A 25,474-nucleotide genomic window follows, 5' to 3' on the forward strand; every position below is an offset into this window, starting at 1 on the left:
CAGAGGACGCCCTGGGAAAGGGAGATGTCGTGAGCAACGAAAGCCTGGCCAATCTGCTTCGGGAAGAGCGTCGATTTTCGCCGCCCGCCGAGCTGGCCGCGCACGCCAACGTGACGGCGGAGGCGTACGAGCAGGCCAAGGCGGACAGGCTGGGCTTCTGGGCCGAGCAGGCCAAGCGCCTGACCTGGGCCACCGAGCCGACCGAGACCCTCGACTGGTCGAACCCGCCGTTCGCCAAGTGGTTCGCGGACGGCGAGCTGAACGTGGCGTACAACTGCGTCGACCGGCACGTCGAGGCCGGCCATGGCGACCGCGTCGCCATCCACTTCGAGGGCGAGCCGGGCGACAGCCGCGCGATCACCTACGCCGAACTCAAGGACGAGGTCTCCAGGGCGGCCAACGCCCTGACCGAGCTGGGTGTCCGCAAGGGCGACCGCGTCGCCGTCTACCTGCCGATGATCCCCGAGGCGGCCGTCACGATGCTGGCCTGCGCCCGCGTCGGCGCCGCCCACTCGGTGGTCTTCGGCGGCTTCTCGGCCGACGCCGTGGCCTCCCGCATCCAGGACGCCGACGCCAAGCTGGTCGTCACCGCCGACGGCGGCTACCGCCGCGGCAAGCCGAGCGCCCTCAAGCCGGCCATCGACGAGGCCGTCGCCAAGTGCCCGCAGGTCGAGCACGTCCTCGTGGTCCGCCGAACGGGCCAGGAGACCGCGTTCACCGAGGGCCGCGACGTCTGGTGGGACGACATCGTCGCCCGCCAGTCCGCCGAGCACACCCCGGAGGCCTTCGAGGCGGAGCACCCGCTCTTCATCCTCTACACCTCCGGCACCACGGGGAAGCCGAAGGGCATCCTGCACACCTCCGGCGGCTACCTCACCCAGGCCGCCTACACCCACCACGCCGTCTTCGACCTCAAGCCGGAGACCGACGTCTACTGGTGCACCGCCGACATCGGCTGGGTCACCGGGCACTCGTACATCGTCTACGGCCCGCTGGCCAACGGCGCGACGCAGGTCATGTACGAGGGCACCCCGGACACCCCGCACCAGGGACGGTTCTGGGAGATCGTGCAGAAGTACGGCGTCACGATCCTCTACACGGCGCCGACCGCGATCCGCACGTTCATGAAGTGGGGCGACGACATCCCCGCCAAGTTCGACCTGTCCAGCCTCCGGGTGCTGGGCTCGGTCGGCGAGCCGATCAACCCCGAGGCCTGGGTCTGGTACCGCGAGCACATCGGCGCGGGCAAGACCCCGATCGTGGACACCTGGTGGCAGACCGAGACCGGCGCGATGATGATCTCGCCGCTGCCGGGCGTCACCGAGACCAAGCCGGGCTCCGCCCAGCGCCCGCTGCCGGGCATCGCCGCGACCGTCGTCGACGACGAGGCCAACGAGGTGCCGAACGGCGGCGGTGGCTACCTGGTCCTCACCGAGCCGTGGCCGTCGATGCTCCGCACCATCTGGGGCGACGACCAGCGCTACATCGACACGTACTGGTCCCGCTTCGAGGGCAAGTACTTCGCCGGCGACGGGGCCAAGAAGGACGAGGACGGCGACATCTGGCTGCTCGGCCGGGTCGACGACGTCATGCTCGTCTCGGGCCACAACATCTCGACCACCGAGGTCGAGTCGGCCCTGGTCTCGCACCCGGCCGTCGCCGAGGCGGCCGTCGTCGGCGCCGCCGACGAGACCACCGGTCAGGCGATCGTCGCGTTCGTCATCCTGCGCGGAACGGCCAGCGAGGACGAGAACCTGGTGGCCGAGCTCCGCAACCACGTCGGCGCGACCCTCGGCCCGATCGCCAAGCCTAAGCGCGTCCTGCCGGTGGCGGAGCTGCCCAAGACCCGCTCGGGCAAGATCATGCGCCGTCTGCTGCGCGACGTGGCGGAGAACCGCGAGCTGGGCGACGTCACGACGCTGACCGACTCCTCGGTCATGTCGCTCATCCAGACCCAGCTGCCGGCCGCGTCCAGCGAGGACTGAGCCCGGCCGTACGACGGGACACCCGCCCGTACGACAGGAGACGCCCGCCCCGAGCCAGTGGGGGCGGGCGTCTCGCTTGCCCTTCTCCGAAGGGACGAAAGCAGCAAATATCCCTAAAGTAAATCTCGCCGGACACACCCCCGCTCGTTAGGTAAGGTAAGGACCGCGTCAACGACGCGACAAGAAAACCTAGGTGCGCCGGGAAGTCTGGTCGGCATGTGCTCAGTCCTGCCCACCCGACCGGAGGTTTTCCCCACGTGGCCGCGCCCGCACCCACCGACCGCAAGTTCCTCGGCCGTCTCCCCCTGCCCGAGCGCCAGCACCTCACCGACGCCCTGCGCACCGAGACCGTCGGCGGTGTCCTGCTCCTCCTCGCCGCCGTGGTCGCCCTCGTCTGGGCCAACACGCCGCTGAGCGCCAGCTACGAGACCGTCAGCGACTTCCACATAGGCCCCGCCGCCCTCGGCCTCGACCTGTCGATCCAGCACTGGGCCGCCGACGGCCTCCTCGCGATCTTCTTCTTCGTCGCCGGCATCGAGCTCAAGCGCGAACTCGTCGCGGGCGAACTCCGCGACCCCAAGGCCGCCGCCCTGCCCGTCATCGCCGCCCTCTGCGGCATGGCCGTGCCCGCCCTCGTCTACGCCCTGGTCAACACCCTCGGCAACGGCTCGATGGACGGCTGGGCCGTCCCCACCGCCACCGACATCGCCTTCGCGCTCGCCGTCCTCGCCGTGATCGGCACCTCGCTGCCCTCCGCGCTGCGCGCCTTCCTGCTCACCCTCGCCGTCGTCGACGACCTCTTCGCGATCCTGATCATCGCGGTCTTCTTCACCAGCGACCTGAACTTCGCCGCGCTCGGGGGCGCCTTCGCCGGACTGTTCGTCTTCTGGCTGCTGCTCCGCAAGGAGGTCCGCGGCTGGTACGTGTACGTCCCGCTGGCCCTGGTCATCTGGGGGCTGATGTACAACAGCGGCGTCCACGCCACCATCGCCGGTGTCGCCATGGGCCTGATGCTGCGCTGCACCACCCGGGAGGGCGAGAAGCACTCCCCCGGCGAGCGCATCGAACACCTCGTCCGCCCGATCTCGGCCGGCCTCGCCGTCCCGCTGTTCGCCCTCTTCTCGGCCGGCGTGAGCATCTCCGGCGGCGCGATCCACGACGTCTTCACCCAGCCCGTCACCCTCGGCGTCGTCCTGGGCCTCGTCGTCGGCAAGGCGGTCGGCATCTTCGGCGGCACCTGGCTCGCCGCCCGCTTCACCCGTGCGGAGCTCAACCCCGACCTGGCCTGGCCGGACGTCTTCGCCGTCGCGGCCCTCGCCGGCATCGGCTTCACCGTCTCGCTGCTCATCGGCGAGCTCGCCTTCGCCGGGGACGAGGTCCTGACCGACGAGGTGAAGGCCGCGGTCCTCATGGGCTCGCTCATCGCGGCCGTCCTCGCCTCCGTCCTGCTGAAGCTGCGGGTGCGGAAGTACCAGGCCCTGGTCTCCGACGAGGAGCGCGACGAGGACGAGGACGGCATCCCCGACATCTACGAGGAGGACAACCCGGACTACCACCTGCGGATGGCCGCGATCTACGAGAAGAAGGCCGCGGAACACCGTGAGCGCGCCCAACTGGCGGGGGCACCGCGCGACGGGGCCGACCGTCCGGCATGATCTGAGTCGGACCGCGTAGAAGAGAACTCGGACCGCAGAAGAGAAGAGGGAGCAGCGATGAGCGACCCGTACGACGGCACCGAGCGCAGCCTCGGCCAGCTGGTCGCCTCGGCGACCGCCGAGATGTCCGCACTCGTGCACGACGAGCTCGCCCTGGCGAAGGCCGAGATCAGGCAGGACGTCAAGCGGGGTGTGATCGGAAGCGCGGCCGGCATCACGGCCGCGGTCGTGCTGCTGTTCTCGCTGCCGATGCTGAGCTTCGCGCTCGCGTACGCCATCAACACCTGGACCGGCGGGCACAACGGCAACGGGGGCTGGAACCTCGTCTGGTGCTTCCTGCTCTCCTTCGCGGCGAACGTACTGCTCGCGGTGCTGCTCGGCGTGATCGCGTACGCCAAGTTCAAGAAGGTCAAGCCGCCGGAGAAGTCCATCGCCTCGGCCAAGCAGACGGCCGCGGTGATCTCCAGCGTCAAGCCGCACCCGCGCCCCGAGCCCGCCAAGGCACTGGACAAGGCGCTGGACAAGGCCCCCGTTGTGGCACGCTCGTCGGTATGACCCTCCCCGAGAGCAGCAACGGCGGGCCCGTCCGGCTCGACGGGCCATGGACCCATCGCGACGTGGCAGCCAACGGCGCCCGCTTCCACATCGCCGAGATGGGTGACGGCCCGCTGGTGCTGCTCCTGCACGGTTTCCCGCAGTTCTGGTGGACCTGGCGCCATCAGCTGCCCCTCCTGGCCGAGGCCGGGTTCCGGGCCGTCGCGATGGACCTGCGCGGGGTCGGCGGCAGCGACCGCACCCCCCGGGGTTACGACCCCGCCAACCTGGCCCTCGACGTCACCGGTGTGATCCGCTCGCTGGGTGAGCCGGACGCGGCGCTCGTCGGCCACGACCTGGGTGGCTATCTCGCCTGGACGGCTGCCGTCATGCGGCCCAAGCTGGTGCGCCGGCTCGTGGTCTCCTCGATGCCGCACCCGCGCCGCTGGCGTTCGGCGATGCTCTCCGACTTCGCCCAGTCGCGGGCCGGTTCGCACATCTGGGGCTTCCAGCGGCCGTGGCTGCCGGAGCGCCGGCTCGTCGCGGACGACGCGGCGCTGGTGGGCGAGCTGATCCGGGACTGGTCGGGGCCGCAGCCCCTCCGGGCCTCCGAGGAGCAGGCGATCGAGGTCTACCGGCGGGCGATGCTGGTCCCGTCGACGGCGCACTGCTCGATCGAGCCGTACCGCTGGATGGTGCGGTCCCTGGCCCGCCCGGACGGCATCCAGTTCAACCGGCGCATGAAGCGCCCGGTGCGGGTGCCGACCCTGCATCTGCACGGCTCGCTGGACCCGGTGATGCGGACCCGCAGCGCCGCGGGATCGGGCGAGTACGTGGAGGCGCCGTACCGCTGGCGGCTCTTCGACGGGCTCGGCCACTTCCCTCACGAGGAGGACCCGGTGGCCTTCTCGACGGAGCTCGTCAACTGGCTGAAGGACCCCGAGCCCGACCGCTGACACGGGCCTCGCCAGGGTCCGGACGGACCCGAGCCCGGCCGCTGACGGACCCTCTGGCCGCTCCGGTGCGTACAGACTTCCTTCGAACGGCCATGTGCCTCGCGCATACTCCAATTGGCGGGCCCCGGGGCGGTTACCGACCTTGGGGCACGGGCAGACGTCGAAGTATGGGCTGGACGCACGACTACGGTGACACGACAGCACGCAACCGCCGCTCGGCCGCCGGGCCGGGCTCCCGCGAGGGGGCCGGACCGCCGGACCCGGGCGGTACGCACGCGGCGCAGGGGGTGGGGATCTCGCGCATCCTCCGCCGCCGGGCCCGCTGGGTCTCGGCCAGGCTGAGGCATCCCCGCGACACCCCGTAACAGCACTCCTGACAGCGCCGGGGGCCCCTCACGGGGTCCCCGGCGTCACAGCGCGCAGGCCTGGGTGTCGACCTGCTGGTTCGCGGTCCTGCCGAGCTCGATGTCCTCGCGGATCTCGTCGGCGGTCAGGGCGTAGCCGGTGTTCGCGTCGTCGAGGGAGCGGGCGAAGATCACCCCGGACACCTCGCCGTCGACGGTGAGGAGCGGGCCGCCGGAGTTGCCCTGGCGGACGGTCGTGTACAGCGAGTACACGTCCCTGCGCACCTCTCCCCGGCGGTAGATGTCGGGCCCGTCCGCGTTGATACGGCCGCGGACACGCGCCGAGCGCACGTCGTACGAGCCGTTCTCCGGGAATCCGGCGACGATCGCGCTGTCGCCGCTGCGGGCGTCCTCGTCGGTGAAGGTCAGCGGTGTGGCCTTGAGGTCCGGCACGTCCAGGACGGCGATGTCGCGCTGCCAGTCGTAGAGGACGACCTTGGCGTCGTAGAGCCTGCCCTCGCCGCCTATCTGGACGGTCGGCTCGTCGACGCCGCCGACGACGTGGGCGTTGGTCATGATGCGGCGCTCGGCGAAGACGAATCCGGTGCCTTCGAGGACCTTGCCGCAGCTCTGCGCGGTGCCGACGACCTTCACGATGGAGCGCTGGGCGCGGGCCGCGACCGGGCTCTGGGCGAGCTCCGGGTCGGGAGGCATGACCGGGGTGATCGGCTCGTTGGCGAAGGGACTGAAGACCGGGGGGAACCCGCTGCGGGCCAGGGTGGAGCTGAAGTCGTCGAACCACCGGGACGCCTGAGCGGGCATCACCTGCTCGACGCCGAGCAGGACCTTGGAGTTCCGTACCTCCTTGCCCAGGGTGGGCATGGTCGTACGGGCGAGGCCCGAGCCGATCAGCCAGGCCACGAGCAGCATCGCGACGACGTTGACCAGGGCGCCGCCGGTGGCGTCGAGGGCACGGGCGGGCGACCAGGTGATGTGGCGGCGGAGCTTGTTTCCCAGGTGGGTGGTGAAGGCCTGGCCCACGGACGCGCAGACGATGACCACCATCACGAACACGACCGTCGCCGTGGTCGAGACCTCGCTGTTGTCGGTGAGCTGGTCCCAGAGGATCGGCAGCAGCAGTACGGCGACGAGGCCGCCACCGAGGAAGCCGATCACCGACAGGATGCCGACCACGAATCCCTGGCGGTAGCCGATGATCGCGAACCAGACGGCGGCGAGCAGCAACAAGATGTCCAGCACGTTCACCGTCAATTGCCTCGCAGATTCGTTTCCGGTCGCCGGGGATCAGCCAGTCCGCCGGGGTTCAGCCTGTCATGAGCGCCAGTCGAGCGGGACCTGCTTGGACCGGTCCCACGGGCGCTCCCAGCCGGAGAAGTGCAGCAGTCTGTCGATCACTCCGGCCGTAAAACCCCAGACCAGAGCGGATGCGACCAGGAACGCGGGGCCTTGGTGGCCGCTCGGGTGGACCGCGGTCGCGCGGTTCGCCGGATCCGTGAGATCTGCCACGGGCACAGTGAAGACCCGGGCCGTCTCGCCGGGGTCGACGACCCCGACGGGGCTGGGGGCCCGCCACCAGCCGAGCACCGGGGTGACGACGAAGCCGCTGACCGGGATGTAGAGCTGGGGAAGGACGGCGAAGAGCTGGACGCCGGCCGGGTCGAGCCCGGTCTCCTCCTGGGCCTCGCGCAGGGCGGCGCGCAGCAGCCCGCCGTCGGACGGCTCGCCGTCCTCGGGGTCGAGGGCGCCGCCGGGGAAGGAGGGCTGTCCGGCGTGCGAGCGGAGGCTGCCGGCCCGCTCCATGAGGAGCAGCTCGGGGCCGCGGTCGCCCTCGCCGAAGAGGACGAGGACGGCGGACTGCCGCCCGGCGCCGCTCGCGGGCGGCAGGAAGCGGCTCAGCTGCTCGGGCTCGACCGTGCGGGCGGCACGGTCGACGGGCCCGAGCCAGTCGGGCAGTCCGTCCCTGCTGAGCAGCCCGCCGGTGCCGGGCCCGTGGATCTCTTCGTCAGTGCGCGTCATAGGCACCCCCGAGTTTCACAACGCGATCGATGTACGGGTTCGTTCCCTCCGGAACCGGTCCGGGTGGGCCGGGGACCGGCTCTCAGCCCTCGCTCGCGCCCAGTGGGGGCGCGGGGCGGCCCGGGTAGCCGGGCGGCGGGTCGAGCCGCTGGCCGGGGAAGCCGCCCATCTCGTACTTGAGCAGCTTCCTCGCCTTCTCCGGGTCGGTCTCACCCTCGCCGTACGACGGGCAGAGGTGGGTGATCGGGCAGGCGCCGCAGGCCGGCTTGCGGGCGTGGCAGATGCGGCGGCCGTGGAAGATCACCCGGTGCGAGAGCATCGTCCACTCGCTCTTCGGGAAGATCGTGGCGACCTCGGCCTCGATCTTCACGGGGTCGTCGGACTCGGTCCACCGCCAGCGCCTGGCGAGGCGCATGAAGTGGGTGTCGACGGTGATGCCGGGGACGCCGAAGGCGTTGCCGAGGACGACGAAGGCGGTCTTGCGTCCGACGCCGGGCAGCTTGACGAGGTCGTCGAGGCGGCCGGGGACCTCGCCGCCGAAGTCGTCCCGGAGGGCCGCGGCGAGACCCATGATCGACCTGGTCTTGGCGCGGAAGAAGCCGGTGGGACGGATGAGCTCCTCGACCTCCTCGGGCACGGCGGCGGCGAGGTCCTCGGGCGTGGGGTACTTCGCGAAGAGGGCCGGGGTCGTCTGGTTGACCCGCAGGTCGGTGGTCTGTGCGGAGAGGACTGTGGCGACGAGCAGCTCGAAGGGGTTGCGGAAGTCGAGCTCCGGATGGGCGTACGGGAAGACCTCGGCGAGCTCGCGGTTGATCCTGCGGGCCCGGCGGACCATCGCGAGCCGCGACTCCGGCTTGGCGGGCCTTGCGGGCTTCACGGCCGTGGCGGGCTCGGCGGAGGCGGCGGCCTTCGCGGGCTTCGCTGCTTTCACGCCCTTCGCTGCTTTCACGCTCTTCACGGACTTCACGCTCTTCGCGGGCTCGGCGGCCTTGGTCGCCCTCGTGGGGTTCGCGGGCTTCGCGGGCTCGGCGGACCCTCCGGGCTTCCGATTTGCGGCTTTCGCACGTTTCGACACGCCGTGTTCGCCCACGGCGGAATTACCTTCGGCCGACACTCTTTCAGCCCCCTTGGCCTGCGCTCTCACCGGCGAGTTGGACACCCGGCCAGCCTAGGGGCCACCACCGACATCCGCCCCGGGCGTGGCCGATCAGCGCCCAATCGGGCCCCTGACGTTCGAACGGGTGGCTCGGTACGTCAAACTTGTTGTGATTGATCGCACTGTTTTGTACGTCCGGCATCATGGGACGCAGGTCCCTGAGCAGGTCGACAGTATGGAGAGAACTCGTGGACGACGTTCTGCGGCGCGCCCCGCTCTTCGCGGCGCTCGATGACGAGCAGGCTGCCGAGCTGCGCGCCTCGATGAGTGAGGCGACGCTCGCCCGTGGCGACGCGCTCTTCCACGAGGGCGACCCCGGCGACCGCCTGTACGTGGTCACCGAGGGCAAGGTGAAGCTGCACCGCACCTCCCCGGACGGCCGGGAGAACATGCTGGCCGTCCTCGGCCCCGGCGAGCTGATCGGCGAGCTGTCGCTCTTCGACCCGGGCCCGCGCACCGCCACCGCCACCGCGCTGACCGAGGTCAAGCTGCTCGGCCTCGGCCACGGCGACCTCCAGCCCTGGCTGAACGCCCGCCCCGAGGTGGCCACCGCGCTGCTGCGCGCCGTCGCCCGCCGACTGCGCAAGACCAACGACCAGATGTCCGACCTGGTCTTCTCCGACGTCCCGGGCCGTGTCGCCCGCGCGCTCCTCGACCTGTCGCGCCGCTTCGGCGTGCAGTCGGAGGAGGGCATCCACGTCGTCCACGACCTCACCCAGGAGGAGCTGGCCCAGCTGGTCGGCGCCTCCCGCGAGACGGTCAACAAGGCGCTCGCCGACTTCGCCCAGCGCGGCTGGCTGCGCCTGGAGGCCCGCGCCGTGATCCTGCTGGACGTGGAGCGCCTCGCGAAGCGCTCCCGGTAGGCATCCGGGTACGTCCGCGTACGTCTCGTACGAGAAAGGGCCGCCCCGGCCGGACAGGCCGGGGCGGCCCTTCTCGTACGCCCGAAGGCGCCGCTACGCGCTCGTCGTCAGCGCTTCGAGCCGTCCACGATCACCGGCGCCGAGGAGCCGTTCGCGCAGGGCACGGTGTAGATCGGGTTCTTCGCCGCGGCCTCCTTGAACGCGTCGATGCACTGGTTCATCAGGACCCGGTCCGTCAGCGAGTCGTTGAGGATCTTGTTGGCGCGGGCGATGCCCTCCGCCTCGATCCGGCGGCGGTCGGCCTCGGCCTTGGCCGTGCGGGCGGCCTCGGTGGCGCGCTCGGTGGCCTGCTGCTGCTGGATCTTGCGGTCGATCTGGCCCTGGAGGGCGTCCGAGGGCTTCACGTTGCGCAGGTTGACCGTGGTCACGTCGATGCCGCGCGGGACCAGGCGCTCCTTGATCAGGGTGCCGATCTCGGCGTTGATCTTCTCGCGGTCGGAGGCGTAGCCCTGCTCGCTGGTGTAGCGGGCGAAGACGTTACGGACGATCTCCCGGCTGTCCGGGTAGACCAGGCGCTGCTGGATGGAGTCCTCGGTGCCCGCGAGCTTGTAGAGCTCCACGGCCTTGCTCGGGACGACGGCCCACTTCACCGTGACCTCGACGTACATGACACCGCCCTGCGAGGAGCGGACCTCGACGATGTCCTTGTCGGAGAGGTTGAGGTCGACCGGGCGGGTCGAGAAGGTCGTCACGTCGGTGAACGGCGACTTCACGTGCATGCCCGAGGTCATGGGCGAGCCGACCTTGCCGAAGGCGACCGGCACACCGACCTCGTACGCGCTGATCACGTACGTCATGCTCACGATCAACGAGAACACGCCGGCCAGGACCGCGCCGAGGGCGCCGAATTTCAGCCCCTTGGAGTCGTTGGCACGACCGACGAAAAAGAGCACCACTGCGGCTATGACCAGCAGGATGGCGATGACGAACACGGGCGTTCCCCCCGAAAGCTACGGCCAGAAGTAAGCGGAGCGTAAAGCACAGGTCAAGACGACCGACGCGCCGGGGGGTCCCCCCGGTTCCGGACCGCGCCGACTCCGCCCCGCCGCTCGGTTCCGGACCGCGCCCGCTCCGCCCCGCCGCTCAGACCAGGCCGCGCTCCCTGAGGTACTCCAGTTGCGCCCGTACGGACAGCTCGGCCGCGGGCCACAGCGACCGGTCCACGTCCCCGTACACATGGGCGACGACCTCCGGAGCCGTCCGGTGGCCGCTCTCGACCGCCGTCTCCACCTGGGCCAGCCGGTTCGCCCGGTGCGCCAGATAGAACTCCACGGCCCCCTGCGCGTCCTCCAGGACCGGTCCGTGGCCCGGCAGGACGGTGTGCACCCCGTCGTCGACGGTGAGCGAGCGCAGCCGCCGCAGCGAGTCCAGGTAGTCGCCGAGGCGGCCGTCCGGATGCGCCACCATCGTCGTCCCGCGCCCCAGGATCGTGTCGCCCGTCAGGACGGCCCGGTCGGCCGGCAGGTGGAAGGAGAGCGAGTCGGAGGTGTGGCCGGGCGTCGGGACGACCCGCAGCTCCAGTCCGCCGATGGCCACCACGTCCCCCGCGCCGAGCCCCTCGTCGCCGAGCCGCAGCGCCGGGTCGAGGGCCCGTACGGCCGTCCCGGTCAGCTCGGCGAAGAGCCCGGCGCCCTCGGCGTGGTCCGGATGGCCGTGGGTCAGCAGGGTGAGCGCGACCCGCTTGCCGAGCTTCTCGGCGGTGTCGATCACATGACGCAGATGGCCCTCGTCGAGCGGCCCCGGGTCGACGACGACGGCCAGGTCGGAGCCGGGCTCGGAGAGCAGCCAGGTGTTGGTGCCGTCGAGGGTCATCGCGGACGGGTTCGGCGCGAGGACGTTCACGGCGCGGTCGGTCGCGGGCCCGGAGGCCACGAGTCCGCGCGGCTGGCCGGGCAGGGCGGCCGCGTCGCTCATCGGTCGCCTCCCATCGAGATGATCTTGGTGAACTCCTCATGGCCCGGCCAGCTCAGGACCAGCTCGTCGCCGTCCAGACGCGCCTGCGCGAGCACCGGGGTCATGTCCTGCTCCCGAGCCCCCGCGAGGGCCTCGGCGGCCGTGCCGTACTGCTCCAGGGTGCGCAGGGTCGAGATCGTCGGCGGCATCATCGTCAGCTCGCCCCGGTCGTAGCCGGCCGCGGCCTCCGCCGGACGGATCCAGACGGTCCGGTCGGCCTCCGTGGAGGCGTTGCGGGTGCGCTGCCCGGTGGGCAGGGCGGCCACGAAGAACCAGGTGTCGTACCGGCGCTGCTCGAACTCCGGCGTGATCCAGCGGGCCCACGCGCCCAGCAGGTCGGAGCGGACGACGAGCCCGCGCCGGTCCAGGAAGTCGGCGAAGGACAGCTCGCGGGCGACGAGCGCCTCCCGGTCCCGCTCCCAGTCCGCGCCCGTCGTGTCGCCGACGACCGCGTCCCCGGTCTCCCCGGCGAGCAGGACGCCCGCCTCCTCGTACGTCTCGCGCACGGCGGCGCAGACCACGGCCTGCGCCTCCGCGGGGTCGTCGAGGCCGAGCCGGTCCGCCCAGGTCTCCAGAGAGGGCCCCGCCCAGCGCACCGGGTGCTCGTCGCGCGGGTCGACCCCGCCGCCGGGGTAGGCGTACGCACCGCCCGCGAAGGCCATCGAGGCGCGGCGGCGCAGCATGTGGACGTCGGGACCGGCGGCCCCGTCCCGCAGCAGCAGGACGGTGGCGGCGCGCCGCGGGGTCACCGGGGTGAGCTCACCGGCGGCGAGGGCGCGGATGCGGTCGGGCCACTCGGGCGGGTACCACTGACCATTCGACATGGCCGGATGCTATGCGCAAGTACTTGAATGCACGAGAGCCGGTTCCCGCCGGGTGGGCCCTGGCGGGCCCGCTCGGAGGAACCGGCTCCGTGACGCGTACGGAGGCCGTACGCGGTGTCGTACGGAGGCCTGCACCGCGACGTCGTACGGAAGGCCGTGCGGCGGTGCCGTACGGAAGGCCGTGCGGCGGCGGCTCAGGCCTCGACGAGCTCGACCTGGACCTCGACCTCGACCGGGGCGTCGAGCGGCAGCACGGCCACGCCGACGGCGCTGCGCGCGTGCACGCCCTTGTCGCCGAGGACCGCGCCCAGCAGCTCGCTGGCGCCGTTGATGACGCCCGGCTGCCCGGTGAAGTCGGAGGCCGAGGCAACGAAGCCCACGACCTTCACGACCCGCTTGATCCGGTCCAGGTCTCCGGCGACCGACTTCACGGCCGCGAGGGCGTTCAGCGCGCAGGTGGCGGCGAGCTTCTTGGCCTCCTCGGCGGTGACCTCGGCGCCGACCTTGCCGGTCAGCTGGAGCTCGCCGCCCACCATCGGGAGCTGGCCCGAGGTGTAGACGTAGACGCCCGACTGCACGGCCGGCTGGTAGGCGGCCAGCGGCGGCACCACGGCGGGCAGGGTCAGGCCGAGCTCGGCGAGCTTCGCCTCGACGGCCCCGCTCACGACTTGGCCCGCTTCAGGTAGGCCACGAGCTGCTCGGGGTTGTTCGGCCCGGGCACGACCTGGACGAGCTCCCAGCCGTCCTCGCCCCAGGTGTCCAGAATCTGCTTGGTCGCGTGCACCAGAAGCGGCACCGTGACGTACTCCCACTTGGTCATGGGCCCGACTGTATCCGCTGACGCCGGGCGCCCCCTCCGAGGCGGCCCCGGAGCCGCCCCCGGCGGGCGTCTGAGGGGCGGCCTCCTGATTGGGCGACGCCGCCAGTGGTTAGGCTCGACAGCGTGAGCAGGCTCCAGGTCGTCAGCGGCAAGGGCGGTACCGGTAAGACGACGGTCGCCGCCGCCCTCGCGCTCGCCCTCGCGACGGAGGGCAAGCGCACCCTTCTCGTCGAGGTCGAAGGCAGACAGGGCATCGCACAGCTCTTCGAGACGGAGGCCCTTCCGTACGAGGAACGCAAGATCGCCGTCGCTCCGGGCGGCGGGGAGGTGTACGCGCTGGCGATCGACGCCGAGCGCGCGCTCCTCGACTACCTCCAGATGTTCTACAAACTGGGCACCGCGGGGCGGGCTCTGAAGAAGCTCGGCGCGATCGACTTCGCGACGACGATAGCGCCGGGCGTACGGGACGTCCTGCTGACCGGCAAGGCGTGCGAGGCGGTCCGGCGGCGCGAGAGGCACGGCGGCCACACCTACGACCACGTGGTCATGGACGCGCCGCCCACCGGCCGCATCACCCGCTTCCTCAACGTCAACGACGAGGTGGCCGGCCTGGCGAGGATCGGCCCGATACACAACCAGGCGCAGGCCGTCATGCGGGTCCTCAAGTCCCCCGAGACCGCCGTGCACCTGGTGACCCTCCTGGAGGAGATGCCGGTCCAGGAGACCGCGGACGGCATCGCGGAGCTCCGCGCGGCCGAACTGCCGGTGGGCCGGGTCGTGGTGAACATGGTCAGGCCGCACGTTCTCGACGAGGCGGCGGTACGGGCCGCCTCCGGCGACCACCGGGACGCGATCGCCAGGACGCTGGCCTCCGTGGGCGTGGCGGGCGCCACGACGCTCGTCGAGCCGCTCCTCGACCAGGCCTCCGAGCACGCCCGGCGGGTGGAACTGGAGCGGGCGCAGCGCGCGGTCCTGGACGACATCGGCGTCCCGTCGTACGAGCTCCCGTTCCTGGGGGACGGGGCGGACATCGCGGGGCTCTACCGGCTGGCGAAGGAACTGCGGAAGCAAGGGGTGGGCGCGTGACGGAGAAGACCCCCGGTCGCGGCACGGCCCCGTCGGCGGCCCCCGCCGGTCGTGACGAGCGTGACGGTCGCGGCGCTCGTGACGGGCACGGCCCGCTTCCCGAGGCGCACGGTCTCGACGCCGTGCCCGTCCTGGAGCTCGACCCGCTGATCGACGACCTCGGCACCCGCATCATCGTCTGCTGCGGCGCCGGCGGGGTCGGCAAGACCACGACGGCGGCGGCGCTCGGCGTACGGGCGGCGGAGCGCGGCCGCAGGGTCGTCGTCCTGACGATCGACCCGGCCCGCCGGCTCGCGCAGTCGATGGGCATCGACTCCCTCGACAACACCCCGCGCAAGGTCGACGGCATCAAGGGCTCCGACGGCGGCGAACTGCACGCCATGATGCTGGACATGAAGCGGACCTTCGACGAGATCGTCGAAGCGCACGCGGAGCCCGACCGCGCGCGGGCGATCCTGGAGAACCCCTTCTACCAGTCTCTTTCGGCCGGATTCGCCGGTACGCAGGAGTACATGGCGATGGAGAAGCTGGGCCAGCTGAGGGCGCGCGACGAGTGGGACCTGATCGTCGTGGACACCCCGCCGTCCCGCTCCGCGCTGGACTTCCTGGACGCGCCCAAGCGGCTCGGGTCGTTCCTCGACGGGAAGTTCATCAAGCTGCTCATGGCGCCGGCGAAGGTGGGCGGCCGGGCCGGGATGAAGTTCCTGAACGTCGGCATGTCGATGATGACGGGGACCCTCGGCAAGCTGCTGGGGGGTCAGTTCCTCAAGGACGTGCAGACGTTCGTCGCGGCGATGGACACGATGTTCGGCGGATTCCGGACCCGCGCGGACGCCACGTACAAGCTGCTCCAGGCCCCGGGCACGGCCTTCCTCGTGGTGGCCACGCCGGAGCGGGACGCGCTGCGGGAGGCCGCCTACTTCGTGGAGCGGCTGGCCGCCGAGGAGATGCCGCTGGCGGGTCTCGTCCTCAACCGCGTGCACGGCAGCGCCGCCGCCCGGCTCTCGGCCGAGCGGGCGCGGGCCGCGGCGGAAAATCTTGACGAGGGGCGCATTGTGGATCAGGGCGCCGGGAAGACTGACCGAGGTGGCTCCCCGGCCACCGAGCCCGAGCTGTCAGACCTCGCCACCGCCGCCACCGCCCCATCTCCCGTACCCCAGGCTGCCCCCACAGCCGACCCGGCACAGGAATCCGCTGGAGACGACGCAGAGCAAGCAGAGCACGGAGAAGACACCGACGTACGACATCTCACCGCGGGACTTCTGCGCCTGCATGCCGAGCGCATGCGGGTGCTCGCGCGTGAGCAGCGCACGCGCGACCGCTTCACCGCGCTTCACCCCGAGGTCGCGGTGACCGAGGTGGCGGCCCTGCCCGGCGATGTGCACGACCTCGCCGGGCTGCGGGCCATCGGCGACCGGCTCACGGCCGGCCGTTGATCCTCGTCGTACGGACCCTTGTTCCGGTCCGTGCCCTCAGGGCCGCCCCTGTCGGGGTCCGGCCCGTCATGGCCTAGCCGACCGCGGCGTACGCCTCGTACGTCGCGTCGTCCTCGATCGCCACGGGCAGCAGGCCCGCTCCCCGCTCGTACTCCGTGCGCGCGGTCTCGAGGAGCCGGCGCCACGAGGTGACCGTCGGCCTGCGGCGCAGCAGGGCGCGGCGCTCGCGCTCCGTCATGCCGCCCCACACGCCGAACTCCACGCGGTTGTCGAGGGCGTCGGCGAGGCACTCGGTCCGCACCGGGCATCCGGTGCACACCGCCTTTGCCCTGTTCTGTGCCGCTCCCTGTACGAAAAGTTCATCCGGATCGGTAGTGCGGCAGGCCGCCTGCGCACTCCAGTCAGCTACCCAGCCCATACCGGCGCCGTCCTCTCCCGAATCGAGGCTCCCCCACGGCGGCAGCGGCATATTCACCGCTGCCAGTTGGGACGTTACGGAAGGTGGGCACAGCGCAACACCCCCTTCGGGCCCAATCTTGGATGGCCCGAACGGACTATGCGTGCGCGTCAGATCACCCAGGGGAGTGATCGAAGGACATGCGTGTGATAGCGGACATATCGCCTGGATACGCCCTTCTCCGACGGTGCCGCTTCGGACACCGTGTGACGCATGAGCCGGAATCGGACACGAGGTTCCCGTGTTTCGGGGTCACGGGAATTCATGCCGAAGTCACACCCGGGTCTTGATGCCAGACCACACTGCTGTGACAGTTGGGAGCAGCTTAGGCCAAGGCATATCCGTGTGTCCGGCGAATGCGAACGTAGGCGCCTCACCTCGCCGCGCCCTCGCGTCCAGGTTGCGGATTCCGGGCGTCACGGCCCCGCGGCCGCCGGATGTCACGGTCTGGTACGCGAACGCTCCGAGAGACCCCCGCTCCTGCGGATCGCACAGGACTACGGATTAGGCTGCCCCCATGGCAAAACAGCGCTCCGGCGGTGGTCTGACCGGGACCCAGCAGGCCGCCAAGTTCCTCGGTGTCAGTGTGCTCGCGGGAGCCGTCCTGGCGGGCATCGCCCTGCCCGCGGCCGGCGCACTGGGCCTGGCCGCGAAGGGCACGGTCGAGGGATTCGACGAGATCCCCTCCAACCTGAAGACCCCGCCGCTGAGTCAGCGCACCAAGATCCTCGACTCCGAGGGCGGTCTGATCGCCACGGTGTACTCGCGGGACCGGACGGTCGTCCCGATCGACAAGATCTCCCCGTACATGCAGAAGGCGATCGTCGCGATCGAGGACGGCCGCTTCTACGAGCACGGGGCGGTCGACCTCAAGGGCGTGCTGCGCGCCATCAACCGCAACGCGCAGTCGGGCGGGGTCTCGCAGGGCGCGTCGACCCTGACCCAGCAGTACGTGAAGAACGTCTTCGTCGAGGAGGCCGGTGACGACCCCGAGAAGGTCGCGCAGGCCACCCAGCAGACCATCGGCCGCAAGGTCCGCGAGCTGAAGTTCGCGATCCAGGTCGAGGAGGAACTGGGCAAGAAGAAGATCCTGGAGAACTACCTCAACATCACGTTCTTCGGGCAGCAGGCGTACGGCATCGAGGCCGCGTCCCAGCGGTACTTCTCCAAGCACGCCGCCGACCTGAGCCTCGGTGAGGCGGCGATGATGGCCGGTCTCGTCCAGTCGCCCAGCCGCTACGACCCGATCAACGACATCCAGGAAGCCACCAAGCGCCGCAACGTGGTCCTCCAGCGGATGGCCGACGTGAAGGACATCAGCCAGGCCGAGGCGGACAAGGCGAAGGCGGCTCCGCTCAAGCTGAAGGTCAAGACCCCGAAGAACGGCTGCATCACCGCCGTCGACGGCGCCGGCTTCTTCTGCGACTACGTCCGCAAGACGATCCTCAGCGACCCGGTATTCGGCAAGACGGCCGAGGAGCGGACCAAGCTGTGGAACCTGGGCGGTCTCACCGTCAAGACCACGCTCGACCCGCGCGCCCAGGCCGCCGCCAACGAGGCCGCCATCGCGAAGATCAACAAGGACGACCCGGTCGCCGCTTCGGTCGTGCAGGTCCAGCCGGGCACCGGCAAGATCCTCTCGATGGGCCAGTCCCGCCCGTACGGCCTGGACCAGAAGCAGCACCAGACGACGCTGAACCTCGCCGTCGGCAGCAAGATGGGCGGCACGACGTACGGCTTCCAGGTCGGCTCGACCTTCAAGCCGATCACGGCCGCGGCGGCCCTGGAGAAGGGCCTGAGCCCGGCCCAGAGCTTCGACACCCCCGCGCAGATCAACATCAGCGAGACCGAGTACACCCGCTGCGACGGGAAGCCCTCGGGATACGCGAACTGGGAGGTGAACAACGAGGTCGAGTCGGAGAAGGGCATGTACGACATGACCAGCGCGCTCGGCAAGTCCATCAACACGTACTTCGCCAAGCTGGAGCAGATGGCCGGCCTGTGCGAGACGCTGACGATGGCGAAGAACGTCGGCTACGAGCGCGAGCTGGGCAAGCCCATCCGGCAGAGCCCCTCGGTCACCCTCGGCAGTGTCGAGAGCACCCCGCTCGACATGGCGGTGGTCTACGCGACCTTCGCCAACCGCGGTCTGCACTGCACCCCGATCGCCATCGAGTCCGTCAAGGCCGCCAACGGCGAGAAGCTCAACGTGCCGGACACCAAGTGCACCCGCGCGATGAGCGAGCGCACCGCCGACATGATCAACCAGATGCTGAAGGGCGTCGTCGAGGACGGCACGGGTACCAAGGCCGGCCTCAGCGACCGCGACAACGCGGGCAAGACCGGTACGACCAACGACCGCAAGGACGCCTGGTTCGTCGGCTACACCCCCAACCTCTCCACCGCCGTCTGGGTCGGTGACGACGTCGGCGAGAAGCAGTCGATGTACGACATCACCATCGGCGGCGTGACCTACGACAAGGTCTGCGGTGGCTGCCTCCCCGGCCCCATCTGGAAGATCGCGATGACCGGGGCGCTCAACGCCTCCCAGACGCCGGGCTTCGCCCCCATCTCCGTACCGCGGGCCGAGAAGCCCAAGGACCCGGCGGAGGGTGACGAGGGCCCGAACAAGCCCAAGAAGCCGAAGCCGGGCGACGGCAAGCCGGGTGACACCAAGCCCCCGAACAACACCTTCCCGCCCATCACGATCCCGTCGGACCTGCTGGGCGGCGGGCACGGCGGCGGAGGCCGCGGGAACCGCTGACGCCGCTCGGGCGACGACTCCGCACGGACGACAGGAAGGGCGCCCCACCTCGGTGGGGCGCCCTTCCTCGTACCGTCCTGTCCGTCTGCCGCGTCTCCGCCGGGTGCTCCGGCGGCCGCGGCCGCTCCGGCTGCCGGGGGCGGCCCGAGAGGAGCCTCCTCACGGAGGCCCCGGCTGCCGGTCCGGCTCCCCGGAGGTCAGCCCGCGAGGAGCTTCTTCACGGAGGCGGCGACACGGCCGCCGTCGGCCTGGCCGGCCACCTTCGGGTTCACGATCTTCATGACGGCGCCCATGGCACGCGGGCCCTCGGCGCCCGCCGCCTTCGCCTCGGCGACGGCCGCCGCGACGATCCCGTCGATCTCCTCGTCGCTGAGCTGCTTCGGCAGGTACGCGTCGAGGAGGACCCCCTCCGCCTTCTCCCGCTCGGCCGACTCCGGGCGACCGCCCTGGGCGAAGGCGTCCGCGGCCTCGCGGCGCTTCTTCGCCTCCTTGGCGATCACCTTCTGCACCTCGTCGTCGGAGAGTTCGCGCTTCGTCTTGCCCGCGACCTCCTCCTTGGTGATCGCGGTGATGGTCAGCCGCAGGGTCGAGGAGCGCAGTTCGTCGCGCTCCCGGATCGCGGCGTTGAGGTCGGCCTGGAGCTTCGCCTTCAGCGTGGTCATGGGGTCAAGTGTGGCAGGTGTGCCGCCCCACCCGCCCGCGCATTTACGCCCGGAGGGTCTGCGACGATGGGGGGATGCGCGCACGGTACGGCATCCCCCTGAAGATCACGGCAGGCCTCACGGCCACGGCGGCCGCGGGAATCGTCTACGCGGCGGGCTTCGAGGCCCGCTCGTTCCGGCTCCGCCGTGTGACGGTCCCGGTGCTCCCGCCCGGCATGGCGGATCTGAGGGTCCTCCAGGTCTCCGACATCCACATGGTGAGAGGCCAGCGCAAGAAGCGCGCCTGGCTCCAGTCCCTCGCCGGACTCCGCCCGGACTTCGTCGTCAACACGGGCGACAACCTCTCCGACCCGGACGCGGTGCCGGAGGTCCTCGACGCGCTCGGCCCGCTGATGGAGTTCCCGGGCGTGTACGTCTTCGGCTCCAACGACTACTACGGGCCCCGGCTCCGCAACCCCGCCCTCTACCTCCTCGAAAGGGCGCAGGGCCGCCACGGGCTCAACGGCAACAAGCCGGTCGTCGGCGCCGTCCACAACCCGTGGGAGGACATCAAGGACGGCTTCGACGCGGCCGGATGGGTGGACCTCACCAACACCCGCGGCCGGCTCAAGCTCCCGCAGGCGGACCTCGCGTTCACCGGCCTCGACGACCCGCACATCAAGCGCGACCGGTACGAGCGGGTGGCCGGCGGCCCCGACGACTCGGCCGACTTCTCGGTGGGCGTGGTCCACGCCCCGTACCTGCGCGCGCTCGACGCCTTCACCGGCGACGGGTACGAGCTGCTCCTCGCCGGGCACACCCACGGCGGTCAGCTGTGCATCCCCTTCTACGGGGCGCTCGTCACCAACTGCGACCTGGACACCGACCGGGTGAAGGGCCTCTCCACCCACACGGTCGGCGACCGTACGTCCTACCTCCACGTCTCCGCGGGCTGCGGCACCAGCCGCTTCACCCCGGTCCGCTTCGCGTGCCCGCCCGAGGTCACCCTGCTGACGCTGACGGCCCGCGCCTGACCTCCGCGGTGGGGGCACGGCCTCCAGCGGCCTCCGGCGGCCCCTACGGTGGGGGCATGATCACGCCGAACCGCGGACCCGCCGTCCCGGCGTCCGCCGTGCTCCCCACCACCCGCAGGCCGTACGCCGCGGCGCTCCGCGGCCTGATCGCGCTCGCCGCGGTGACGGGGCTGCTCATCGAGTGCCTCCACGGAAACGTCCTCGTCGTCCTGAGCTTCTTCACCATCTGGTCCAACATCCTGGTCGCCCTCGTCCTCGGCCGGGGCGCCGTCCGCGCCTGGACCGGCCGCCCCCCGCTGCCCGCCCTGTGGACCGGCGGCGTGGTGCTCTGCATCACGGTCGTCGGCCTCGTGTTCCACCTGGTCCTCGACAACCCGGCGAGCGAGTTCAACGAGGCCGCGGCGATCGCCCGGCTCAGCGGCGCGAGGGCCGTCGCGAACCAGCTCCTCCACACCGTGACCCCGATCGGCACGGCCCTGGACTTCCTGCTCCTCACCGCCCCAGGCGCCCTCCACTGGCGCCACGCCGCCCAGTGGCTGGCGGTCCCGGGCCTGTACCTCGCCTTCGCGCTGGCCCGCGGGGCGCTGCTATCCGACGACACGCCGACCCGCTACACGTACCCGTTCCTCGACGTCACCGAGCACGGCTACGCCGGCGTCCTCACGAACGCGCTCGTGCTCGGCACGGGCTTCTACGCCCTGGGCCTCGCGATCGTCGCCCTGGACCGCATCCGACCTGCGCCGCGACCGCCGGGAAACCGGATTTCGCCTCAGCGCGCGCGTGGGCTAAAGTAATCGATGTCGCCGCGACGTGAACAACAGAGCAGCGACATCGGGGTGTAGCGCAGCTTGGCAGCGCGCTTCGTTCGGGACGAAGAGGTCGTGGGTTCAAATCCCGCCACCCCGACAGCCGCAAGACCACTCAGGGCCCGATCCGCACAGCGGATCGGGCCCTGAGTGGTTTCCGGGCACGCGGTACGCGGCTTCCGGGAGGCGGGCGGGGCGGGGGTGCGGTGGTGGGCCGCCACCCGTGGGGTGGGCGGCGGCCCTGGGGTCAGATGACCGGCGGGCGGCCCAGGCGGGTCATGCGGCGGACCGTGGACCAGCGCATGGGGTGGCGGGGGCCGCAGGAGACGCGGACGCCCTCCGCGAAGCCGGCGAACCAGGACGCGAGGCCCGGCAGGGAGCGGGTGCGGGCCAGGGTGAGGAGGGTCCAGACGCCCAGGTAGACGGGGACGAGGAGGGCCGGCAGGTTGCGCTTGGCGAGCCAGACGCGGTTGCGGGCGGTCATCCGGTAGTAGACGGCGTGCCGGGCCGGGCTGGTCTTCGGGTGCTGGAGGAGGAGTTTCGGCTCGTAGACGACCTTCCAGCCCGCGTCGAGGGCACGCCAGGCCATGTCGGTCTCCTCGTGCGTGAAGAAGAAGTCCTCCGGCCAGCCGCCGATCTCGTCGAGCATCACCATCGACAGGCCGTGGCCGCCGCCCAGGAAGGTCGTGACCTCCCCGCCGCGCATCGGGTCCTTCGCCCCGAGCCGCGGGACGTGGCGGCGCTGTGTCTCGCCCGTCTCGTCGGCGATGCGGAAGGACACGACGCCCAGGGCGTCGTCCCCCTCGTACAGGTCGGCCAGGCGGCGGAAGACGTCCGTGTCGACGAGCAGGCCGTCGTCGTCGAGGTCCACCACCACGTCGACGTCGCCGAAGGCGCGCAGTGTCTCGATCGCGACGTTCCGGCCCCCGGACACGCCCCGGTTCTCGGGCAGTTCGACCCCGGTCACGCCCTCGGGGAGTTCCGGCAGGGTTCCCGTGCCGTTGCCGACGACCACGATCCGGGTGGCGGCCTCGTCCTGCGCCGCCACGGCGTCGAGCAGCGCCCGCAGCTCGTCGGGGCGCGTGCCCATGGTCAGTACCGCCACACCCACGCGAGGTCGCGCCACGACTGTCTCCGTTCCACGATCACCGGCGTCGCCGGCACTCATTTCCGGACGCACTCCGGTCCGCGATGCTAACCGGCCGGTGCCACCTTCCGTTCACTCGAGCCTCGGTTGTCGTCCATCGCCCCGCCCGTATCACCGGGGTGGGGGTGCCGGACGTGGGCTTCCTCACCGGGGTCGGTGGACGCACCGGGGGGAGCGCGGCGAAGCGCGTCGCCCGGCGGCTCTACGCTGGTTCCCTTCCGTCAAGTTGATCGATCGTCGAAGGGGTGGTCTCCAGGTGCTGGTCGCGGACCGATATCGGCTCCATGTGTGTATCGGCCGGGGCGGTATGGGTGAGGTGTGGCAGGCCACCGACGAGGTGCTCGGCCGGGACGTCGCCGTGAAGCTGATGCTGGCGCACGGCACCGACCCCTCCGCCGCCGACCGGTTCCGGCTGGAGGCGCAGACCGCCGCGCGGCTGAGCCACCCGCACGTGGTGGGCGTCTTCGACTTCGGCACCTGGGACGGAAAGCTGTTCCTCGTCATGGAGTTGGTGGAGGGCGACAGCCTCGCCGGCAGTCCCTCCGAACCGCTGGTGCTGTCCGCCGAGCGGGTCGCCGTGGTCGCCGCCCACGCCGCCGCCGGGCTCGCCGCCGCGCACCGGCAGGGTGTCGTGCACCGGGACATCAAGCCGGGGAACCTGCTGGTCGACGCCGACGGGACGGTGAAGCTCGCCGACTTCGGCATCGCCCGCTTCGTCGACGACCCCTCGGCCGCGCTCACCACGACGGGCCAGATCGTCGGCACGGGGCTCTACCTCGCCCCGGAGCGGGCCCTCGGGCAGCCCGCCTCGTCCGCCTCCGACGTGTACTCGCTCGGCTGCGTGCTCTACCAACTCCTCACCGGCCGGCCGCCGTTCCGCGCGGACACCGCCACGGCCCTGCTGTACCAGCACATCGACACCGCTCCGGTGCCGCCCGGCCGGCTCGGGGTGGCACTGCCGCCCGAATTCGAGACGTATCTGCTGAGCCTGCTGGCCAAGCAGCCGGAGCAGCGGCCGCCGGCGCAGGCCATCGCGGACTGGTTCTCCTCCGGCGCCTGGCGCGCCTACGGCCGGCCCGCCCCGTCGACCGGCCGGATGCCGGGAGCCGGGCAGATGCCGGGGAGCGGGCAGATACCCGGGGCCGCGCCCCGTACCGGCGCCGCGCCCCTGCCCGTACCGGCGCCGATGCCCGCACAGGCGCACAGACCCGCGCCCCCTCAGGGGCACAGACCGCCGTCCGCCGGGGGGTCCTCCTCCCGGCGCCGTGAGCGGCCCAGCAGCAGCACCACCGGCGCGCTCGCGGAACTCTCCCGGCGGCGTCCCCGCAAGACGGCCGCCGTCGCCGGCGCCATCGCCTTCGTGGTCTTCCTGATCATCGGGATGTCCTGGCTCTCCTGAGCCGCGGCTCCCGTACGGCCCCGGGCGCACCGGGGCCCCTCAGTACGCCCTCGGCGCCATCACCCGGGGCTCCCCGTCCCCCGACGCGAGCAGCAGGCAGCTCGGCTCACCGGGCCCGAGGACAGCCCGTACGGTCACCGTCGTCGGCGGGTCGGTCGGCAGCTCGACCGGGACCGTCACCGTCCCGTCGTCCTGATCCGTCGCATGGCCCGTCTCCTTGCCGTCGACGAGGATCTCGACGACGGGCCTGTGCCCGGTCTGGACGGTCGCGGAGACCGAGTGCCCGAGGTGGTCGATGTGGAAATGGTGCCGTCGGCTCATGAGTGACCTCCGTACCTCCAGAGTAGGTACGGACCCCCGATCCCGCCGCTCCCGCGGTGCCCGGAGCGGATCACGTCCGGAGTGCGGCCCCGTCGGCCCGGTGTTCAGATGGACCGGTACGCCGATCAGCGCCCCCGCGGAACGGAGCACCCCGATGACCGAGCGCCGGACTCAGCGACTCGCCCACACGAGTGCCCCGAGCAGGATCAGGGTCCCCAGGATCCCGAGGTTGACCACCTTGTACTGGAGGAAGACCGCGGCGAACTCGCGCATGGTCGCCGACGGCCAGAAGTAGGCGGCGGTCGGCGAGCCCACCACCTGGCCGTTCACACCCGCGCGGCGGGCCAGGATGGCGGCCCGGAAGGCGTGGAAGTTGTTGGTGACGATCACGCACGAGGAGCCCGGCCGGTCCCGCTCCATCAGCTCCTTGCTGAAGACCATGTTCTCCTCGGTGGTCCGCGAACGGTCCTCGCGCACCAGCGCGCCCGCCGGGAAGCCCCGCTCGACGAGGTAGTCGGCCATCGCGTGGGACTCGGGCACCTCCTCGTCCGGGCCCTGGCCGCCGGAGGCGATGAGGACGGGGGCGCCGCCCTCGCGCCGCTCGTACGCGGCCAGCTTCCCGTGCACCTCCCGCCCCCGGTCCAGCCGGCTCGCGAGGAGCGGCGGGACCCGGCGGCCGCCGATCAGGCCGGAGCCGAGCACCACGACGTAGTCGGCGTCGCGGCGGATCCTCATCCGGCCGTACAGGAACGCGTAGCCGACGAAGCAGACGAAGAGGAAGGAGACATAGCCGAGGACGAGGAGGAGGGTGACGACGAGGACCCGCAGGGCCCACGACTCGGTGGCGGCGGCCGTCACCGCGAGCACCATCACGCCGAACATGCCGAGCCCGGCGAGGAGCGACAGCAGGTTGGACGGGCTTCTGCCCTCCTTGCGGACCATCTTCACGCCGTTCGCGGTGAGCAGCCCCGCGAGGACGACCGGGCCGAGGCCGAGCACCAGCAGCCCGCAGATCATCACCGTCTCGGCGACACCGGGCGGAGCGTCCTCGACGCCGACGAGCAGGCCGATCCCGAAGAAGGTGACGGCGAGACCGAGGAGCACGGCGTTGCCGAAGCGGCGCCGGTCCCGTCGCACATTCAGCGCGAAGAACAGCAGGAAGACCGCGGCGACGGCGAAGGCGTACGACATGACGG

Annotated in this window: 25 protein-coding genes and 1 tRNA gene; 13 read left to right on the forward strand and 13 right to left on the reverse strand. The window is 71.3% G+C overall.

Features of this window, described 5'->3' with window-relative positions; translation table 11 throughout:
- The first annotated feature begins 29 nt into the window (after positions 1-29).
- The 5 genes from acs (at position 30) to OG392_RS17015 (ending at position 5,495) form a co-directional block, all read left to right on the forward strand.
- Positions 30-1,985 (forward strand): acetate--CoA ligase, encoded by a 1,956-nt coding sequence (gene acs / locus OG392_RS16995; RefSeq protein ID WP_329280237.1) that lies wholly within the window; start codon positions 30-32, stop codon positions 1,983-1,985.
- A gap of 257 nt (positions 1,986-2,242) precedes the next feature.
- Entirely contained in the window at positions 2,243-3,640 is a 1,398-nt protein-coding gene (nhaA, locus tag OG392_RS17000) for a Na+/H+ antiporter NhaA (RefSeq protein WP_329280239.1), read from the forward strand.
- Between the two features lie 57 nt (positions 3,641-3,697).
- Positions 3,698-4,195, forward strand: coding sequence for a phage holin family protein (locus OG392_RS17005; protein ID WP_329280241.1), 498 nt, complete (start codon positions 3,698-3,700; stop codon positions 4,193-4,195).
- Positions 4,192-5,130, forward strand: coding sequence for an alpha/beta fold hydrolase (locus OG392_RS17010; RefSeq protein WP_329280242.1), 939 nt, complete (start codon positions 4,192-4,194; stop codon positions 5,128-5,130). The genes OG392_RS17005 and OG392_RS17010 overlap by 4 nt, the downstream gene beginning before the upstream one ends.
- Positions 5,131-5,297: 167 nt before the next feature.
- Positions 5,298-5,495, forward strand: a complete 198-nt coding sequence (locus tag OG392_RS17015; protein ID WP_329280244.1) for a hypothetical protein — start codon at positions 5,298-5,300, stop codon at positions 5,493-5,495.
- 45 nt (positions 5,496-5,540) lie between these two features.
- Here OG392_RS17015 and OG392_RS17020 read toward each other — a convergent pair whose 3' ends face one another.
- The 3 genes from OG392_RS17020 to nth form a co-directional block, all read right to left on the reverse strand.
- A complete protein-coding gene (locus tag OG392_RS17020) occupies positions 5,541-6,740 on the reverse strand; it encodes a MarP family serine protease (RefSeq protein WP_329280246.1) in 1,200 nt (399 codons plus the stop codon).
- 66 nt (positions 6,741-6,806) lie between these two features.
- On the reverse strand, positions 6,807-7,511 hold the full coding sequence (locus OG392_RS17025; RefSeq protein WP_329280248.1) for an NUDIX hydrolase: 705 nt from the start codon (positions 7,509-7,511) through the stop codon (positions 6,807-6,809).
- A gap of 82 nt (positions 7,512-7,593) precedes the next feature.
- Positions 7,594-8,670, reverse strand: coding sequence for an endonuclease III (nth, locus tag OG392_RS17030; RefSeq protein WP_443054792.1), 1,077 nt, complete (start codon positions 8,668-8,670; stop codon positions 7,594-7,596).
- Between the two features lie 185 nt (positions 8,671-8,855).
- On the opposite strand from nth, the gene OG392_RS17035 reads away from it, so the two are divergent.
- Positions 8,856-9,530 (forward strand): Crp/Fnr family transcriptional regulator, encoded by a 675-nt coding sequence (locus tag OG392_RS17035; RefSeq protein ID WP_015034542.1) that lies wholly within the window; start codon positions 8,856-8,858, stop codon positions 9,528-9,530.
- 107 nt (positions 9,531-9,637) lie between these two features.
- Here the strand turns inward: OG392_RS17035 and OG392_RS17040 are convergent, their stop codons facing one another.
- From OG392_RS17040 to OG392_RS17060, 5 genes are all read right to left on the reverse strand, one after another.
- The gene (locus OG392_RS17040; protein ID WP_329280252.1) at positions 9,638-10,522 is read right to left on the reverse strand and encodes a prohibitin family protein; all 885 of its coding nucleotides are present in this window, start codon (positions 10,520-10,522) and stop codon (positions 9,638-9,640) included.
- 151 nt (positions 10,523-10,673) lie between these two features.
- Positions 10,674-11,504 carry an MBL fold metallo-hydrolase gene (locus OG392_RS17045; RefSeq protein WP_329280253.1) on the reverse strand — a complete coding sequence of 277 codons (831 nt, stop codon included), beginning with the start codon at positions 11,502-11,504 and terminating at the stop codon, positions 10,674-10,676.
- Entirely contained in the window at positions 11,501-12,367 is an 867-nt protein-coding gene (locus tag OG392_RS17050; RefSeq protein WP_329280255.1) for an NUDIX hydrolase, read from the reverse strand. The genes OG392_RS17045 and OG392_RS17050 overlap by 4 nt, the downstream gene beginning before the upstream one ends.
- Before the next feature lie 194 nt (positions 12,368-12,561).
- Complete coding sequence (locus OG392_RS17055) at positions 12,562-13,032, reverse strand: RidA family protein (RefSeq protein WP_055602482.1); 471 nt, start codon at positions 13,030-13,032, stop codon at positions 12,562-12,564.
- Positions 13,029-13,187: a DUF4177 domain-containing protein gene (locus OG392_RS17060; RefSeq protein ID WP_015034547.1), complete on the reverse strand. Its 159-nt coding sequence runs from the start codon at positions 13,185-13,187 to the stop codon at positions 13,029-13,031. Before OG392_RS17060 ends, OG392_RS17055 begins: the two co-directional genes overlap by 4 nt.
- 123 nt (positions 13,188-13,310) lie before the next feature.
- Between OG392_RS17060 and OG392_RS17065 the strand changes: the two genes are divergently transcribed.
- Both OG392_RS17065 and OG392_RS17070 read left to right on the forward strand, forming a co-directional pair.
- The gene (locus tag OG392_RS17065) at positions 13,311-14,273 is read left to right on the forward strand and encodes an ArsA family ATPase (RefSeq protein WP_329280258.1); all 963 of its coding nucleotides are present in this window, start codon (positions 13,311-13,313) and stop codon (positions 14,271-14,273) included.
- Between the two features lie 122 nt (positions 14,274-14,395).
- The gene (locus OG392_RS17070) at positions 14,396-15,709 is read left to right on the forward strand and encodes an ArsA family ATPase (RefSeq protein WP_329287321.1); all 1,314 of its coding nucleotides are present in this window, start codon (positions 14,396-14,398) and stop codon (positions 15,707-15,709) included.
- A gap of 73 nt (positions 15,710-15,782) precedes the next feature.
- On the opposite strand, the gene OG392_RS17075 is transcribed toward OG392_RS17070, so the two are convergent.
- Entirely contained in the window at positions 15,783-16,127 is a 345-nt protein-coding gene (locus OG392_RS17075; protein WP_015034550.1) for a WhiB family transcriptional regulator, read from the reverse strand.
- Positions 16,128-16,683: 556 nt separating this feature from the next.
- Between OG392_RS17075 and OG392_RS17080 the strand changes: the two genes are divergently transcribed.
- Entirely contained in the window at positions 16,684-18,930 is a 2,247-nt protein-coding gene (locus tag OG392_RS17080; RefSeq protein WP_329280260.1) for a transglycosylase domain-containing protein, read from the forward strand.
- Between the two features lie 197 nt (positions 18,931-19,127).
- Here the strand turns inward: OG392_RS17080 and OG392_RS17085 are convergent, their stop codons facing one another.
- A complete protein-coding gene (locus OG392_RS17085; RefSeq protein WP_266893488.1) occupies positions 19,128-19,592 on the reverse strand; it encodes a GatB/YqeY domain-containing protein in 465 nt (154 codons plus the stop codon).
- A gap of 74 nt (positions 19,593-19,666) precedes the next feature.
- Here OG392_RS17085 and OG392_RS17090 point away from each other — a divergent pair, with 74 nt between their 5' ends.
- The 3 genes from OG392_RS17090 (at position 19,667) to OG392_RS17100 (ending at position 21,511) form a co-directional block, all read left to right on the forward strand.
- Positions 19,667-20,605, forward strand: coding sequence for a metallophosphoesterase (locus OG392_RS17090; protein WP_329280262.1), 939 nt, complete (start codon positions 19,667-19,669; stop codon positions 20,603-20,605).
- A gap of 56 nt (positions 20,606-20,661) precedes the next feature.
- Positions 20,662-21,399 (forward strand): Pr6Pr family membrane protein, encoded by a 738-nt coding sequence (locus OG392_RS17095; RefSeq protein WP_329280264.1) that lies wholly within the window; start codon positions 20,662-20,664, stop codon positions 21,397-21,399.
- 38 nt (positions 21,400-21,437) lie between these two features.
- Positions 21,438-21,511: transfer RNA gene (locus OG392_RS17100), tRNA-Pro, on the forward strand.
- Between the two features lie 147 nt (positions 21,512-21,658).
- On the opposite strand, the gene OG392_RS17105 is transcribed toward OG392_RS17100, so the two are convergent.
- A complete protein-coding gene (locus OG392_RS17105; RefSeq protein ID WP_329280266.1) occupies positions 21,659-22,537 on the reverse strand; it encodes a glycosyltransferase family 2 protein in 879 nt (292 codons plus the stop codon).
- Between the two features lie 277 nt (positions 22,538-22,814).
- Between OG392_RS17105 and OG392_RS17110 the strand changes: the two genes are divergently transcribed.
- Positions 22,815-23,957 carry a protein kinase domain-containing protein gene (locus tag OG392_RS17110; RefSeq protein WP_443054793.1) on the forward strand — a complete coding sequence of 381 codons (1,143 nt, stop codon included), beginning with the start codon at positions 22,815-22,817 and terminating at the stop codon, positions 23,955-23,957.
- Positions 23,958-23,996: 39 nt separating this feature from the next.
- On the opposite strand, the gene OG392_RS17115 is transcribed toward OG392_RS17110, so the two are convergent.
- Together OG392_RS17115 and OG392_RS17120 are read right to left on the reverse strand one after the other, a co-directional pair.
- Positions 23,997-24,278, reverse strand: a complete 282-nt coding sequence (locus tag OG392_RS17115; protein WP_329280271.1) for a hypothetical protein — start codon at positions 24,276-24,278, stop codon at positions 23,997-23,999.
- A 171-nt stretch (positions 24,279-24,449) separates the two neighbouring features.
- The gene (locus OG392_RS17120; RefSeq protein WP_329280273.1) at positions 24,450-25,469 is read right to left on the reverse strand and encodes a YdcF family protein; all 1,020 of its coding nucleotides are present in this window, start codon (positions 25,467-25,469) and stop codon (positions 24,450-24,452) included.
- Positions 25,470-25,474 lie beyond the last annotated feature (5 nt).

The sequence above is a fragment of the Streptomyces sp. NBC_00691 genome (assembly GCF_036226665.1).
Classification (GTDB): Bacteria; Actinomycetota; Actinomycetes; order Streptomycetales; family Streptomycetaceae; genus Streptomyces.